At 65.2% G+C, this 16,115-nt stretch carries 11 protein-coding genes and 1 pseudogene; 6 read left to right on the forward strand and 6 right to left on the reverse strand.

Annotated features, from left to right (window positions below):
- Positions 1-180: 180 nt before the first annotated feature.
- Positions 181-1,722 (reverse strand): annotated as a pseudogene (locus tag ACIHFD_RS66710) (IS1182 family transposase).
- Between the two features lie 145 nt (positions 1,723-1,867).
- Here ACIHFD_RS66710 and ACIHFD_RS66715 point away from each other — a divergent pair.
- On the forward strand, positions 1,868-2,023 hold the full coding sequence (locus tag ACIHFD_RS66715; protein WP_397375771.1) for a hypothetical protein: 156 nt from the start codon (positions 1,868-1,870) through the stop codon (positions 2,021-2,023).
- A gap of 272 nt (positions 2,024-2,295) precedes the next feature.
- Here the strand turns inward: ACIHFD_RS66715 and ACIHFD_RS66720 are convergent, their stop codons facing one another.
- Genes ACIHFD_RS66720 through ACIHFD_RS66735 form a run of 4 tightly spaced genes read right to left on the reverse strand, consistent with a single transcriptional unit; the run spans position 2,296 to position 10,141 of the window.
- Positions 2,296-2,805 carry a hypothetical protein gene (locus ACIHFD_RS66720; protein ID WP_397375772.1) on the reverse strand — a complete coding sequence of 170 codons (510 nt, stop codon included), beginning with the start codon at positions 2,803-2,805 and terminating at the stop codon, positions 2,296-2,298.
- Positions 2,798-3,601, reverse strand: a complete 804-nt coding sequence (locus ACIHFD_RS66725) for a hypothetical protein (RefSeq protein WP_397375774.1) — start codon at positions 3,599-3,601, stop codon at positions 2,798-2,800. Before ACIHFD_RS66725 ends, ACIHFD_RS66720 begins: the two co-directional genes overlap by 8 nt.
- 46 nt (positions 3,602-3,647) lie before the next feature.
- Positions 3,648-8,345, reverse strand: a complete 4,698-nt coding sequence (locus ACIHFD_RS66730) for an RHS repeat-associated core domain-containing protein (protein ID WP_397375775.1) — start codon at positions 8,343-8,345, stop codon at positions 3,648-3,650.
- A complete protein-coding gene (locus ACIHFD_RS66735; protein ID WP_397375776.1) occupies positions 8,246-10,141 on the reverse strand; it encodes a DUF6531 domain-containing protein in 1,896 nt (631 codons plus the stop codon). Before ACIHFD_RS66735 ends, ACIHFD_RS66730 begins: the two co-directional genes overlap by 100 nt.
- A 576-nt stretch (positions 10,142-10,717) precedes the next feature.
- Between ACIHFD_RS66735 and ACIHFD_RS66740 the strand changes: the two genes are divergently transcribed.
- A complete protein-coding gene (locus tag ACIHFD_RS66740; protein WP_397375777.1) occupies positions 10,718-10,993 on the forward strand; it encodes a hypothetical protein in 276 nt (91 codons plus the stop codon).
- Between the two features lie 346 nt (positions 10,994-11,339).
- Here ACIHFD_RS66740 and ACIHFD_RS66745 read toward each other — a convergent pair whose 3' ends face one another.
- Positions 11,340-11,867 (reverse strand): hypothetical protein, encoded by a 528-nt coding sequence (locus ACIHFD_RS66745; protein ID WP_397375778.1) that lies wholly within the window; start codon positions 11,865-11,867, stop codon positions 11,340-11,342.
- A 650-nt stretch (positions 11,868-12,517) separates the two neighbouring features.
- Here ACIHFD_RS66745 and ACIHFD_RS66750 point away from each other — a divergent pair.
- The 4 genes from ACIHFD_RS66750 (at position 12,518) to ACIHFD_RS66765 (ending at position 15,989) form a co-directional block, all read left to right on the forward strand.
- Positions 12,518-12,787, forward strand: coding sequence for a hypothetical protein (locus ACIHFD_RS66750; protein WP_397375779.1), 270 nt, complete (start codon positions 12,518-12,520; stop codon positions 12,785-12,787).
- 51 nt (positions 12,788-12,838) lie between these two features.
- Positions 12,839-15,241, forward strand: a complete 2,403-nt coding sequence (locus ACIHFD_RS66755; RefSeq protein WP_397375780.1) for a DNRLRE domain-containing protein — start codon at positions 12,839-12,841, stop codon at positions 15,239-15,241.
- Between the two features lie 34 nt (positions 15,242-15,275).
- Positions 15,276-15,659, forward strand: a complete 384-nt coding sequence (locus ACIHFD_RS66760) for a hypothetical protein (protein WP_397375781.1) — start codon at positions 15,276-15,278, stop codon at positions 15,657-15,659.
- Between the two features lie 195 nt (positions 15,660-15,854).
- Entirely contained in the window at positions 15,855-15,989 is a 135-nt protein-coding gene (locus ACIHFD_RS66765) for a hypothetical protein (RefSeq protein WP_397375782.1), read from the forward strand.
- The last annotated feature ends 126 nt before the right edge of the window (positions 15,990-16,115 follow it).

Raw genomic sequence — 16,115 nt, forward strand, 5'->3', positions numbered from 1 at the left:
CGTCACACCGGCGTCACGCTGACACAGCACCCCGAGATAGCCATGTAACGACACGAACTATCACGTTCCGTCACCACCGAAAGTGGGCCAGAGCCAGTGACCGTACAGACCCTTTGCGGACGCTAGGAATGTCCTGCAGATCTTGATGGGTGAGTCGGCATGGGCTGGCTCACCCTCTTGTTATGGAGTGATCGGGACGAGAGTCCAGATGCCGCTGGTGTGAGTGAGTCCGAGGTTGACCAGGCGGCGGAGATTGAGGGCGGCGGCGCGGTGGTGGAGCCAGCGGTCGTTGGCGTGGCTGCCGCGGTAGGGCAGACGGCGGTTGCCGCAGGCGACCAGCCAGGCTACGGCGCGCTCCACCATGGGCCGCCAGCGTCGGTAGTCGTCCTGCCAGGCGAGGTCGGTGGCGGCTTGGTAGCGGGCTGCGGCTTGTAGATCGTGGTGCGGGCGGATGGTCACCACGCGGCCAGTCTTGGCGGTAGTGCAGCGATCATGCAAAGGGCAAGCGGCGCACAGGCCGGTGAAGGTGAAGGTGGCGCGGCGCTGCCGGTAGCGGCCTGCCGGGTCGGCGAGCGGGACGGTGTGCCCGGCGGGGCAGGTGACGGGCCGACGCTCGTGTCGATGACGAAGTCGTCGAGGGTGAATCCGCCGGCCACGGTGGGCTTAAGTGCGGGCGGTTTGATCAGCAGCCGGTGTCCGGCGTCGGTGAGGGCGGCGCGTAGCTCGGCGGCGGAGTAGGCGGCATCGGCCAGGATCTGCAGCTGGCCGTCCTCGGCGGCGAGCAGGTCGGGGGCGACGGCGGCCTCGTGATGGGATGCTCCAGTACCGGGGCGTAACGCGACGGCGGTGAACAGCCCGGTCTCCGGCTCGACCGCCAAGCGAGCCTTGTAGCCGTCGTCACGGTGCTGACCACTCCAATGGATGTGGCGGGCCTGCGGGTCGACGGTGGAGATGATCCTATCGAGTGCGGGTGCGGCGGGCGATCCGCCACCGTCCGTCGGTGCCGTCGGAGCCGTCGGCGGGTTCGACGCCTTGATCGGCGATCAGGGCCAGCAGGCCGACCGCGTGTTCGGCCGGCTCGTCCAAGTCCTAGCCGGCCAGGTGGTCCAGCAGAGTGAGCGCATCAGTGACCAGGCCGCTGACCAGGGCGTTCTTGGCCTCCTCGTCGTCCCAGGCGATCTTCGGCTTGCCCGGGTCGGCGGAGTCGTGGGCGTGGCAGTGTGCCGCCACGAGCGCGGTCGCGCCGGGTACCTAGCGGGCCACCCGGCGGATGGCGGCGATCAGCTGGGTGATGGTGTCCTGGGTGGCGACCGCATCCAGCAGCACCGCCGAATCCAGCGCCCGCCGAGTCCGGCCCGCCAGCACCCCGGTCTGCTCCACCACGGCGCGGACGGCCTGGAAGATCCGGTCCGGATCCGACGAGCGGGCCAGCCGACGCCGGAAATACGTTAACAGCGACGGATCGAATCCCTGCTCATACAGGCCGAGCCCGCAGGCGGCCTTCCAGCGCAGGTCGAACCGCAGCACCGCCACCGCCTCCTCATCGGACAATCCATGCAGCGCCTGCAGCACCACCACCGTGGCCAGCAGGCCCGGCGGCACCGATGGACGCCCATTCATCGGCGCGTACATGTCCGCGAACGCTTGCGGCGGGAACAACACCTGCCGGTGTTCGGCCAGGAACGCGAACACGCTCCCGGCCGGAATCAACTCCCAGCACACGACTCACACCTCAGGCCCGGCCGGAATCCTCCGACGGCCCATCATGACCCGAGCCTGAATTCCCGAGCCTGATCTGGCCAGACCACCAAGATCTCAGGACATTCCTAACGCCCTGCGTGATCTCCCAGGCCGCCGGCGAGCCCTGATGCCGGCCTGCAAGCAGCGCTACTGGAAGTCCTGGCCGGCCGGGGAGATGGTGCTGGTGCTCATGCTCTTCGCCGTAGTGCTCGAATTCCAGGGCGCCGATCCGCTGCCGGTCAGTCAGCCGCCGCTGTCCGGCTGCACCGCTTGCCTGCTGTAAGCCTCGGACGCTGGTGACCGTGGCACGCTGGCTATAAGCCACCCGCGCGACAGGTTTCGGAGTATCAACGGCCTCCACGTGGCGGTACGGGGAGGAGACGACCATGCGGTTGTCGGCACGTTCGCCCAAGCTCGGGCGGGCGCTCCGCAACGCCAACCGGGACGGGCTGCACTATCGGACGCATGGAGACGAAGAGGGGCCACTGATCGCGTAGATGCGACGCACCAAGAAGATCCCGAAGGTCGAGAGCGGCGAGTAAGCAACTCTATGGCTCACTCTCCTACACTCGATAGTGATACCAAGATATAGCCCGATTTCGCCGGATCAGCTTGCAGTGCTTTTTCCGCCTCTGGCTCCAGCCTTGCTCCTAGCGGATCTATATCCTCCAGTTTACCAAGTCTTACGGTCGTCCCCTTCCAACGATTCGACTCCATCTCGATTGGAGCGTCAGCAGAGCCAACCACGCTCCAGCCACGTTGCTCCAGACGTCCGCGCGCCACGCCAAGCGCTTCGGTGAAATCGGAAGCGTTCACGTCGAACACTAAAATCTCTATGACTTGTACAGTTCGCTTATATTCGGGATCCGCCGTGGTCCGCGTAACGACGCGGCCGATGCTGCGAACTTCGTTGATCGCGACAGGATCGACTTTAATCACCGTCTCAGGCAGCCATGACGTGCAACCTGAAATCGCCGCTAGCATACACAGCATTACTAATAGGCGCCTGACCATCGACGCGGCACCTCCCTCCACCGCAAAGCAAACACGGATCGTATCATCCATATTCTTTCAAGTACTCTCGGGAAGCCTCATAGGCCCATCCGCCATTCTGCATGGCATTGTACCGCCTAACTCCCTCCTCATTGTCCTGAGTCCTCAGAGGATTACCGGCCATCCAATCGGTGTACGCCTTCGTACTCCACTTGCCCGTGCTTTTACTCTCCGTCACTCCGGCGCATCCGCAATAGGCAACCGTTGCATCCTCCCAGCTGATCGGCGCATTATAGTATCCCCCTCCGTCGGAGGTCTTGCGGACCGTGATCGTCTTCTTCAAGTACTTAAGATACATCGCGGCGTAATCGAAGGAGCCTTCGGGAGTGAGGAGTTTGTCAATGATGGCCTCGACACCCAATTCCTTCTTCTTGAAGTACTTTAAGGCGCGCTGGACCTTGTAAGGCTCAAGTTGTGCCAGCCCGTACGAGGTCTTTCTGTCTATACCGAGAAACTTTTTCGCCGCCTTCGTCAGCCCGTGATCTGTAGCAACTCGGGTTCCAACTGTTTCGAGATCCGCATACTCGTAGATGATTACTGCGGCCAGCGCCTCTGCTGGCACCCCCCACCTCTTCGCAGCTGCCTTAATCTTGCCTGCATAGTCTACGAGGAATTGATATTTCTTAAAGTATGCGAGGCGAGGATCAGTGATAGGCGTCACATAGGCGCGGGCGCGAGTATTCAAGAGGTAGTCGTCTGCCCTCGGCAGCTTGAAGCCTGCCAGTCGCGGGTCGTTGGGGTTCGCAGCGGCGGCTCGTTCCATCGCCTTGATGGAGGCCAGTCCACCAGCCCTCACCCAGCTGCTCATCAGTTCTTTATGCGTCAGGTCCGGGGACCAGTTGTCCATGTATTCGTTACGGACCTTTTCGCTGGCGAACCAGAAGTTGGGCTGGTCGACGGGGCCGACCGTTGGGCATAACCTTCATACCCCACCTCTTGATTTCGTCGTCGCCGAGCCAGAACTTCTTTTCGTTCTCCAGCTCGATCATCCGGGCCCAGCTCGGGTCGACAATGGCTCCGCCGCAGCCCCAGGTCATGCAGGCGATAGCTCCGCCGCCCTCTTCTCGGCCGCAACTGCCGATGCACTGTCCGCCCCCTGACGATCCCGAGCTGCTGTAGCCGCCCGCGGGGATGGTGGTGTAGCCGCCGCTCGATCCGGAGCCGCCGTACCCGGTCCCACCGAGCGATCCGTTGTCGATGGTGTAGTGGCCGGTGGGGTCGGTGCCGGTGAGGGGTGAGGCGTTGGCGTAGGTGTAGCGGTTGGCCTGGACGGAGGGGTTGGGGTTGAGGGTGGCGGTGTCGCGGCCGGTGAAGGTGCCGGTGCCGGGCTGGTACCAGCGGGCGTGCATGTTGACCTTGCCGGTGTCCGGGTCGGTGTATTCGCCCTGGTAGCCGAGGTTCGTCTTGTTGCCGGTTTGGGCGGTGACGATGCCGAACGGGTCGTAGGCGGTGGAGGTCTGCAGGGTGGTGGTGTAGGTGGCTACCAGGTCGCCGTGCAGGTCGCTTAGCGCCGCCATCGCGGCGCCGGTGCCCTCCTTCAGGCCGAGCAGGCCTCCGACAGTGTCGCGGGCGTACTTGGCCTGAACGGTGCCACCGCTGTCGGCGATGGCGGCCAGGTCGTTGCTCAGCCCGCTGTAGGCGAAGGTGTGCTTGGCGGTGCCGCGGATGCGGCTGGTCATCCGGTCCGTGGCGTCGTAGCTGTAGAGGTTGTCGCCGTCGGCGATGAGCCGATCGAAGGCGTCGAACGTGTAGGGGGTGGGCGTGCCTGCCTTGGTGCTGGTCGCCAGCACGCCGCGCGGCGTGTAGGTGTAGTCGGTGCCGTCACCGGAGGTGAGACGGTTGCGCTCGTCATAGGTGAACGTCGCGTTGCCGGCCTTGGTCCGGTTGCCGGCAGCGTCCCATTCATACCCGGTGACCGCGCCGCCTGGGGCGGTCCAAGACGTGAGGCGGCCGGCGTGGTCGTAGCCGTAGGTGTTGGTGCCCGCCCCGGCGGTACCGGCAGTGGTCTTGGTGGTGAGGTTGTCGTCGTCGTCCCACCCGTAGGTGATCTTCGCAAGCTGGGTGCCGGAGCCGTTCTTCAGCGTCTGGCTCTTGACCTGGTCCGTGTCGTAGTAGTCGATGGTCTGGGTGCTGGCCGTGCCGGTGGCGGTGATGGTCTTCAACCGACTGGCCGCGTCGTAGCCGTAGGTGAGGGTACGGCTGGTCACCGGGTCAGTGGCGGTCTTCAGCCGGTTGGCGCTGTCGTAGGTGAAGGTGGCAGTGCCGCTGGCATCGATGCGCTGGAGGGGGCTGCCAATCCCGTCGTAGGCGTAGGCGGTCTCCTGGACGGTGCCGCGCGAGACCTTGAGCGGCAGGCTGCGGTCGTTGTAGTCGACCGTCAGGTCACCGGCGGTGGTGCGGCGGCCGGCCAGGTCGTAGCCGAACGTCCGCTCGGCTGTGGCGGCGCCGCCGCCTGCGCCGCTCTCCTTGGTGAGCCGGCCCAGGCGGTCGAAGGTACGGTCGATGCGCACCCCGCCCGGCTGGATGGTGGCCTTCGGGTTTCCGGCCTCATCGTAGACATGGGTCCAGGTGCGGTCGGCCGCGTTCGGGTGCGCCGTTGTGGAGGGCTCGGTCACCGTTTCCACCAAACCTAGGCTGTTGTAGCTGGTCCAGGTGGCATTGCCCCGCCCATCGGTGATGCGGGTGCGGGCGCCAGTGGCATCGTAACCGAAACTGGTGGTGATCGACTGGCTGGCCGAGACTGGCTCGATAAGCGAGGTCAGGCGACTCAGCGCGTCGAAGGTCCGCCGGGTGACGTGGCCCTCGGGAGAGGTGGCGCTGGTCGGGTTGCCCGCCAGGTCGTAGCCGTATCCGTAGGTGCGCAGCGGCGTCTCGTCGCCGGTATCGGTCACGTGCAGGTCCTTAACCGTGACCTTGCGGCCGACCAAGTCATACTCGGCGCGGCTGACGTTCTTGTTCGCATCGAGGGTCTTGACCGGGCGGCCGGCCAGGTCGTACTCGGTGGTCACGTTGCCTGCCGGGTCGGTGACAGTCTCGACCTCGCCGGCCGCGTTGAGAGTGAAGCTGGTGGACTTGGTGCCCGTCCCGAAGCCGGGCACGGTCTGCTTGACCAGCCGGCCAGCGTCGTCGTACTCCATCTTGGTGGTGTAAGCGGCGCTGGCAGGCTTGCGCTCGATCTGGGTCGCGGTGATCTGCCGGCCGAGGTCGTCGTAGGTGGCCTGAGCACGAGCGCCGGTCGGATCGACGATGGCCAGCTTCTCGCCCGCCATGTCGTACTCGGTCACCCACGTGCCGGCGGTCTGCCCTTCGTCGGGCGCGGGGTCGGTGACGCGGACCTGACGGCCGAGCTGGTCGTACTCGTAGGTGGTGACGTTGTCGCGCGGATCGGTGGTGCGGATGAGCTGTCCAGCCTTGTCATAGGCGCGCTCGACGGTCGAGGTGATCGCGCTGCCGCCAGGCGGCGTGTAAGCCGGCGCCGTACTGCTGACCAACTGGCCGGCCTTGTCGAAAGTCGAGGTGACGGTGCGGCCCTCAGCGTCGCGCTGATGGGTCTGATTGCCCACCGTGTCGTAGCCAACCAGCGTCGCTGGACGGGCTGGGGCGGCGGTGCCGTTCTTGTCCGCCTGCACCTGCGGCGCCTTGGTTTCCACCAGCCGGTCCAGGATGTCGTAGCGGATCGTGCTGGTGTAGTCGGCAGCATTGGCACCGTCTGCGTTGCCGCGCGGGTCGGTGGTGGCGACGGGCAATCCGCGATCATCGTAATCGGTGGTGGACACCACGTCTTCATCGCCGTTTTCTACGGTCTGGCGGGTCTGCTGGTTCAGCTTGTTGTAAAGGTAACTGGTCGTTTCGGTGCGGCCGTCGCTGTCGGCGGCCGTGCGGGTGGTCTTGGCGATGTTGCCGTTGGCGTCATAGCCGAACTCAGTCACGCGCTCGAGCCCCTTCGGGTTCTGGGCCGAGCGGGGGTCCAGCACCTGCGTCACCAATCGGCTGGCTCGGTCGTATACGAAGATCGTAACGATGTCCTGGCCGTTCGCCTGCTTACCGTCCACCTGGGTGATCAGGTTGCCGGCCGCGTCGTACTCCTCGGCCTTGACCAGCACATCCCGCGGTGTGGCGGTGGGGTCGTTCAGCCTGGCTTTGACGGCGATCTGTTCCTTGAGCCGGTTGTCCATCCAATAGTCGTTCTTGGACGTTCGGCCCATCACATCCTTGACGGTTTCCAGCCGCCCGCCCGCGTCGTAAGCGCGGGTCTCCAGCAGTACGTCCGTGGCCGGCTGCGGGTTGACCGGGCTGCCGGTCCAACCCTTCAGCGTGCTCGTATACAGTTCACCCCGTACGGTGTAGGCCTGCTCGATCACCGTGCCGCGCGCGTCGGTGGTGCGGACGACCTGGCCGCGGTGGTTCCACTCCTGCCGGGCGATCCCGCCCTCCGGGCCGGTGACCGAGTCCTGGCGACCACGCGGGTCATAGGTGTAGGTCGTCACCCGGTCCGGCTCCCCGCCGGTCAGGTCGGCAATCGTCTGAGTCAGCGGATTACCGTCAGGATCGTAAATGGTGCGGGTCTGCCCTGTGTGAGTGACGTTCGAAATCTCGTTCTTCACGCCCGGAGCGGTGCTGGTGGTCAGGCGGTTCCAGCCGTCGTAGGCGAAGGTGGTCTTAGCCCCGCTCGGAACCGCCTCCGAGACGCGCGTGCTGGCGATCATCCGGCCCAGCACGTCATACTCCAGCTTCGTGACCAGGCCTTCGGGGCCGGTCTGCTCGGCCAGGTCACCGGCCGCGGTGTAGCGGTATTCCCACGTGCTGCCGCGTGCGTCGGTCTTACTCTTCGTCAGACCGGCCGGGGTGGTGCCGCCGCCTACCGCCGGCTCGGTGCCGTCGGTGTAGGCGATGCTCTCCGAGCGGCCCTGCGGGAAGTCGTCCGTGGCCGGGGTGGTCACCTTGGTCTGCTCGCCGAAGGTGTTGTACTCGGTGGTGGTGGCGTAGGCAGGGTCGGTGTCGCTCGCCGACCGGCCGTCTCGATACGCCTTTACCTGGTCGTTGCGTGGGTCGAACGGGTCGTTCTCGTTGAGGTAGTAGGTCCAGTACTCGATAGCGCACTCGCCCGCTGCCCGGCAGTACTTCCGGCCCACGGTGTTGCCGCGCTCGTCCTGGTAGATGTCGTTGCGGTCGATCACCTTGCTCAGGAAGCCCGCCTGGTCGTACTCGTACCAGGTGGTGAACTGCCGCTGGTCGGTCACGCCGCGGATGCGGTAGCCGCGCCCGGCGTCATACAGGTACTTGAGCTCTTTGTTGTCCGGGTCCAACACGATCACCTGGGCCTCGCCGGACTGCTGCTCGATCCCGACAGTGCCGATCTTCCAGGTGCCGCCGTCGGCATCAGTATGGGTGGCGATGCGGTCAGTCTTGTCGTCGTAGGTATTGACCGCGTGCACCCTGCCGGACGGCAACGTCACCTTGGCCAGCTTGTGCGAGGCGCCGGTACGGGCGGCGTGATGCCGCTGCACCTCGTTCGCGGTGAGCGGGCGGTCGTAGATGGCGACCTCGTCCACCAGACGGCTATCCCACCGATCGTGGTGACGTACCGGCTCTCCGTGCCGGTGATGGTTCCGGTAAGTGTGCCGACGACCGCACCGTCCAGATACAAGGTCTGCAGGTTGCCGGAGACGGTGAGCACCGCGTGGTGCCAGGCGCCGTCGTTGACCGGCGCCGCGGACGTGATCGGGGTGGCGGTCGGCTGGTAGGAGCTGCGCAGCTTGCCGTCGGTACCGACCCCGAACACCTCCTCCTTGACGCCGCTGCTGGTGCGCAGCGACATGACAGTGCCGGCGGAGCTGGAGCTGGTCTTGAACCAGGCCTCCATGGTCGCGTACGTGCCGATCTTCGGCACGATCCCCTCCTTGGGCCGCACCCCGGTGGTGGAGGTCAGCTCGACCGCGCCGTCCGTCGTGCCGGCCAGCGCGCCCGGCTGGGCACGCTTGGCGGTGGCGTCATAGGTGGCATCCCCCGCGCCCCATCCCAGGTCGATCGCGTTGCCGGTGGCCTCGCCGAGCCGCCAGTAGCCGAACGGGTCCGAATCCAGCACGCTGCTGCGATACAGCGACCCGCCCCCGTACTCATACGTGGTGCAGTTCGGCGCCGCCACCGGCGCGCACACCTGCGTCAACCGTCCCTGGTCATAGCCGTAGGTCCAGGTCAGCGCCTTGCCATCGACCGGGTCGCTGGACACCGTCGCGACCTGGTTGCCCTGCCAGGTGAACGTCACCGACCGGCCCCCGACCCCGGTCACCTTCGACAGCTTCCCGCCCGTGTCGTAGGTCAGCTCACTGCTGCGTCCCCGCTGGTCGGTCATCTTCGTCAGCCGCCCGGCAGCATCAAACAGAAAGATGGCGTTGGCCTTGTCCCTCAACCGCCAGGTGCCGCCGCTCTCCTGGACCAGCGTCGCGTACATGCCGGGCGGCGGCTGGAACGTCCCGTCCCCGTTCGAGGCGAACCGCACCTGCCGCCCATCCGGATAGGTGACCAGCGCCGAGGTGGAGGCGCCGCGCACCTCCTTGACGACCTTCATGTCCCAGCGCGTGGACCAGCCAGCCCCGAACATGCCGTCCGTACGCGGGTCCATGCTGTTGTAGGTGCGCACCACCGACAGCGGCGGCCCCACCGTGGCCACCTGCAGATCCGTTGACGTGGTGGTGTAGTTACCGGTCTGCTGGTTGAACTCCCGCCCCTCCACGCCGGAGGAGGACAGCTGCGAGGTCACCGTCGGCTGGCGTACCCCGGTGAGGAACGTCAGCTTCGGCGAGGTGGTGGTGGAGGAGTCGTAGGAGTCCTTGACCGTGACCGTCCACCAGTACTGCTTACCCCAGGCCAGCTTCCCGGCCGCCGGAACGCTCCAGCTGTTGGCGTTACTCGCCACATATGTGCCGGAGCCGGTGCAGCTGGTCGTCATGGCCTCGTTGTCGCACAGCTTGAACAAATACGACAGCTTCGAGGTGCTGGAGTTGTTGCTCAGCCCCCACGCCCGCAAGGCGGGCGTGAGCGAATCAACCAGGTGCCCCTGCGCCGGATACCAATTCGTCAGGGTCGGCACGGCCATGATCGCCTGATCGGCTGCCTCGGCCCGCAACGTCCCTGCCGCCAGCCCGGAATCCTCAGATGAGGTGTCCGCCGCATCCACCGTCCGGTCCTCCACCGGCACCGCTCCCTTGGGCCGCTCCACCTCCGAGCGCCACCCATTCGACGGCTTTGCCGCGGCCGGAACCTCGGTCGCGGGCACCAACGGCGGCAGCATCGTTGCCGACCCCATCATCTGCTGCGGCACCACGGGTAAGGCACCAAGGTCCGCCACCGCACCCACCAAAGGGACAGCCACGGCCGGCGACGCCTGCAGCACCAGCAGACCCGGTGCTAACCCGGCAAGCGTAAGGATCATCCCAGCCGAACGACGCCATGACGAAACCCGGCGCATACGCCATCACACTCCGAACCACAACGAAGGACACCAACAAAGGCACCAACCGTCGCTCTCCACCACGGCCCAGCCTCGGGTCGCGCGGCTCGGAGCTGATCACGTTCCGACGATCAACGTAAGAAAATCAGACACATCCGACAAGACGTGCGATCATCACAAAACGGATAACAGCCCTAACTGGTACGTGACAATCCGTAAGGTGATGTCCTGACCACCCGGGAGTTTCGCCCAGCGGCTCCCTCCGCCCCACGCGCCCAATCCCAGGACCTGCTGGCCACCAATCCCACCCGCCACCTGCAGCGCCGCACACCCGCCCTCCCAGGCGAGCGCGCCATCCCTACCGCCCGGCTGGAGACGCTGTTCACCGATCCCGCCCACGCCCTGCGGGAACGAGGGTTCTGGAGCCTCCTGTACGGAGCTGCGGCCAGAGTGGGGATATCTTGTCTCTCAACGTTGAGGACATCGCTCCCCAAGGTCCGCCGCGCCCGCGTCGTCTCCAAAGGCGGCGCCTTCGAATATGCGCACTGGGCTACCGCCACCGCCCGGCTACTGCTGTGCCTCCTGGCCAGCCGCACCAGCGGGCTGATGTTCCTGGCCGACCGGCGCGCCCCCGCCTCCGGGCCGTATGTGCCCGCCACCGACGAAATCGACCCGATCACCAGGCGCGGGTGCCAGTCCTACCAGCGCGCCGAGAACCTGTTCAAGACCGCTCATGACGCAACACCATGATCTCCGCGTCCTTCGACGCTTGACTGCGGCCCAGCAACATCAACCAGCCGAACACCCGAAGCGTGATCAGATAGAGCAGGCGGACAAACACAAGACGCGATCTTGTCTGCAGGTACGGACCCCGTCAAACCACAGGTCGGGGCCGTCATGGCTGTATTTTGACGCTGTACAGGCTGTGGGGTGCGAAAACCAGGACACGACCTCTGACCTGCGGTTATCCGCCCCGTCTATGCGGCCCGCCGGTACTGATTGATCAGACCGTCGAGCACCTGCCGGCGTTGCAGGCGGACCTGATCAAGATCCATGGGTACAGCCGGGGCATCTGATGGTTGAGGCGGTCAACGGTCTAGTGAGCGATGGGGACGGTGCCGGTTGTCATGCCGCTCGCATGTCCGCAGGACGCGGCGGAGATGGTTTCACCGTAGATCAGCAGCCGATCGGTGCATTCCCTTCGAACGGTGCCGACCCAACGCTCGGCTATCGCGTTGGCTCCCGGCGCACGAACGGGCGTCATGATGACGCGGGCACCGAGTGAGGTGAATACCTCGTCAAAGGCCGCGGTGAATTTCGCGTCTCGGTCGCGAATGAGGAATGCGATTCCCTCGGCCCGCTCTCCCAGGTTCACGACCAGGCTGCGGGCCTGCTGAGCGACCCAGGTTCCGGTCGGATGCGCCGTGACGCCCGCGACGTGAACCACGCGGGTGGCGTGCTCGATGAAGAACAGAACGTAGAGCCGCTTGAGAAAGATGGTGTCGACGTGGAACAGATCACACGCCCAGATGCCCTCGGCCTGCGCTTTGAGGAACTGACTCCAACTCGGACCGCTGCGACATGGCGCGGAATCGAGTCCGGCTCTTTTGAGGATGTCGCGCACGGTGCTGGGCGGTATCCGAAGGCCGGCTCCAGCCAGTTTACCGCTGATGCGCTGATAGCCCCACGAGGGATTCTCCCGGGCCAGGCGCAACACCGCCTCCCGGACGTCCGCGGGCAGAGGGATGGCCCAGGCGCTTGGACCGGTAGGTCCACCGGCGCGTCACCAAGGCACGGTGCCAGCGCAGCAACGTCGCGGGAGTGACGAAGAGGACATCCCACGACGAGCGAGGAAGCCGCCGCGACAAGGCCGCGAGCACGACCCGATCCCCCGGACGGAGATCGGGCCGGTTTACCTGACGGTGCAATACGGCAACCTGATGACGAAGCACCATGATCTCCGCCACCTTGGCCCGATCACCGCGACCCAGCAGGGACCAGGAACTCAAAGACACGCCCGAGGAAGAGGTAGAGGGAAGACCACAACACCGTCAGCAGGATGCCCGAGACCTCATCATGCTTGAACCACAAACCCCCACGTCAACTTCGGCGGCTGAGTTTCCGCACCCCACACGCACATCGTCTGACCAATGTCTGCAATGAAGCCTTCTGGGGCATATGCGAATTTTGCAGGCCCAAGGTCTTGATCATGTAGTGAACGACGATATACATTTACGCGGGTTTTCCCCGATAAGTCAACCAAGGGAGACTTGCGTGGACAAATACCGCTTACCTTCGTACCGGACCTCTCACTTACAGCGCATGGCCGCCTTCGGCGCCGCACTGCTCACGAGCCTGTCCCTGACTCACGTCCCATCGGCGGGAGCTGCCCCGATACCTGACACGTCGGCACAGCTGACTCAGCCTGTGGAACTGCTCGGCTACGCCAGCGAAGACCGCCGCGTCATCCGTCGCCCTGACGGCACGTTCACCATCGAAGAGTGGGCCAGACCGGTCCGGGTAAAGCGCTCCGACGCGCAATAGGCCTGGATCGACACCACTCTCGTCGAGCAGAACGGAACGCTGACCCCCAAGGTGGCCAAGGCCACCACTGAGATTTCCCCCGGAGGGGCGGACAAGCCTCTCGCGCGGCTGACTGTCTCCTCGGACGAATCCCTCACCCTCGGCTGGCCAGGCGACCTGCCCAAGGCCACCGTGAAAGGCAGCACCGCCGTCTACCCGAACGCCGCAGGACCGCAGGCTGATCTGGCGGTGACAGCGTTGGCAACAGGGTTTCGCTACGAGATCATCCTGCGGGCCCGGCCGAGCAAGGTCACGGAATTCACCTTCCCCCTCCAAGCGAACGGGTTGAAGCTCGCGCCGACGAAACGAAGCGCGCTCGAAGGCACGGACTCCAAGGGCCGTCTGGCGGCGATCGCCGGTAAGGCCTTCATGAAGGGCGTCAAGCGCGGACAGCCTGCCCGCCACATCGCCGCAGAGGTGATCGATTCAAGCAACGGTCAGGCCCTCGTCGTCAAGCCCGACGCCGGCTATCTGGCCGACTCGACGACCAGCTATCCCGTCACCATCAGCTCCACGGTCGGCCTGCCGCTGACGAAGGAAGCGGATGTGGCTGATGACGGCGTACCCGCGGACCCGAGCCGGCCGCTCATGACCGCCGGCTCCATCTTCGGCATCACCAACCGTATCTACCTGCGATTCAACGCCGATGCCGTGATCGGGCAGGACATCATCGACGCGAAGTTGTCTCTGCTCAACACCGACGCGCCTGGATGTGGGGACGTCGTCGGCGACGGCATTCAAGTACGCGAAGTCACCGGTGCCTGGGACCAGGACAATCTCACATGGGACAACAAGCCCGCCACCAGCGCCACTCACGCGCAGACCAGCACCGCGGCCTACAACGGGGCCGAGTGCGACCCCGCCGCACTTGAATGGTCGGTGACGCCCATCGTTCAGAACTGGGCGTCCGGTTCGCCCAACTGGGGCCTCGCGCTTCAGTCGCCGAGCGAGACCAGCGGCGACGACAACTGGCGAACGTTCGCCTCCTCCGAGCACGACAGCGCCGACTACCCGCCGAAGCTGACCATAACCGGCCGATCCGCCCCCGAGCCCACCGTGCTGTATCCCGCCGGTCCCGATGGCGTCGAGGTGTTCACGGTCTCGGGCCGCTGGCGGGGCGACAGCATCCAACTCGGCGACACCTCCTCTGCTGCTCTTGACATGGCGCAGACCCGGACGGATGAGCACTCTGATCTGCTCGCCAGGCCCTATGTCGACCGAGTTACCGGAGATCTTGTGGCTCCAGCCACCACTGCCGGAAGGGACACGGCCAGGCAGCTACTCAGCGGCGTGGCCAGCGCCCGAGGTCTCGTGGACGCGACGCTCGCCGGCTCTGGATTCGAGGATGAGGACGCGCCCTCGGCCAAGGGAGCGATTGCGCCACCGGCAACCACCGACTTCAGCGTCACCCCGAGGGTCGTGGAAGTCGCCAACAGCGCGCAGCAGCTCAACGAGATCCTCGACGCCGCTCTGGAGCCGGCCAGCGGCCTTCCCGAGGAGGCAGCAATCTTCGCAGGCAACATCTGGGACGAGCGCAACCTCGCCATCGTGCAGTCCACCTCGGCCTCACCGGAACTGCGTAGGGCTCTCGCTGACCGCTACGGTGTCAACAACGTCGCGATCTGGCTCCGTACCGAGGAAGACTGGGTGTCGACCACCGGCCAACGTTCCGCAGGCACTGCCTCCACCAGCATGGCAACCGACAGCCGACAGAACGACATCGGCAAACTCAACGGCAATTCGCACTTCACGTCCCTGAACGGTGACGGGACTCAGAGCAACTGCACCACCGCCTTCGCCTGGGGGACGGAGACCGACAACCTGTTCATGACCGCTGGTCACTGCGTGGACGCCAAAAGCTTCACCTTCGGAGACGTGGTCTGGACGAACTGGAAGAAAGGCGTGGGCACGGTCGGCCTACCGGGCGACACGACCACCTACGGCGATCTCGCGCTCCTCAAAGTGGGTCACCCGCCCGCGAACCCGAGAGCCGGCACCACCGCGATGTTCTTCGGCCCCGTCGACACCACCATCAAGCATTGGGTCATCGGTCGTGACCCGGTCCGGTCGAAGGTGGGCGATCAGTACTGCGTGGGCGGAGCGACAACCGGAGACTCCTGCTCATGGAAGGTGGTCCATCTAGGATGGAAGATCAAGTACTACGACAAGGACGGGAACTACCGCGGCCGTATCCGCTGGGCCGACGAGGGGCAAAGCATTCATGCCTGCAAGGAGGACGGCGACTCCGGCGGCGCGGTCTATAACTTCGCCAAGGGTGGCGTCATCGCCAAGGGGATTACTAGCGGCGCCAACACGACGAAGTACACGCCGAGTGCCGACAAGCCGTGTACCCATACCTATACCGACATCGCTGACGCTGTCCGCGCGTCCGGGTACGAGATAAGAAAGCATTAGGAGAATGGACAGCAGCAGGACCAGAGTGCGACGGGTGCTCGCGGCGGCGGCTCTGATCCTGCTGCTCTCCGCATGCACCGAGCACCGGGCACCCGACTCCATGGCGGCCATTCACCGCGTTGAAACGTCGCCCGGATCCAGGACGCTGAAAGTGACAGTCTTCGGCGATGCCACCCCGGACGGAAAGCTCTGCACCGCCGTGGCCTCCGCGGAAGCTGACGAGTTACCGGACCGGGTCGACGTCAAGATCATGCTGCGTGACGTGTGCCCCGTGACGCTTCCCATCTGGGAAACGAACCGCCACGGCTTCGGATCGACCGCTCTTCAAGAAGTAGAGGTCGTCCTCCAGCGTCCCCTGGGAGGCCGCAAGGTGTTCGACGCCCAGGGAGGAAGAATCTTCAATGTCGTCCATGGCTGAGGGGTCACAACAGATCGAATCTTGACCGGCTGTGCATCCGTGCTCGGTGGCCATCGAGATGCCTGAAGCCCAGGTTGCGTTCCAAGCCGTTGTCAGTCTCTGCCGGGTTGGGGTCAGTGAGCCGCCGCCAGCAGACGATGGCGGCGGCGGGGGGTATGGAGGCCGCGGACCTACATCAATAACACCGCCATCCCTATGCTCTGCCGCAAAACCGGCGTCCCGGCCGCCGACGTTCGGGGGAACATCGCCAGCTACCGGGCCCGTCCCACCATCGCCAGTCAGCTCTACAACGCCAAGGAGCCGATGACGCTGTTCGAGCTCCAAGCCTGACTCGGACACCGCTACCCGCAATCCACCCTGTCCGCTCGGAAACACGGTTTCATAATGTGAGCTGGGTTTTTGCTGCGCGATCAAGACGACGGCTGCGACCATGGCAAGGTGTTGTTGTCGCTTGTC

The organism is Nonomuraea sp. NPDC051941 (assembly GCF_044593615.1).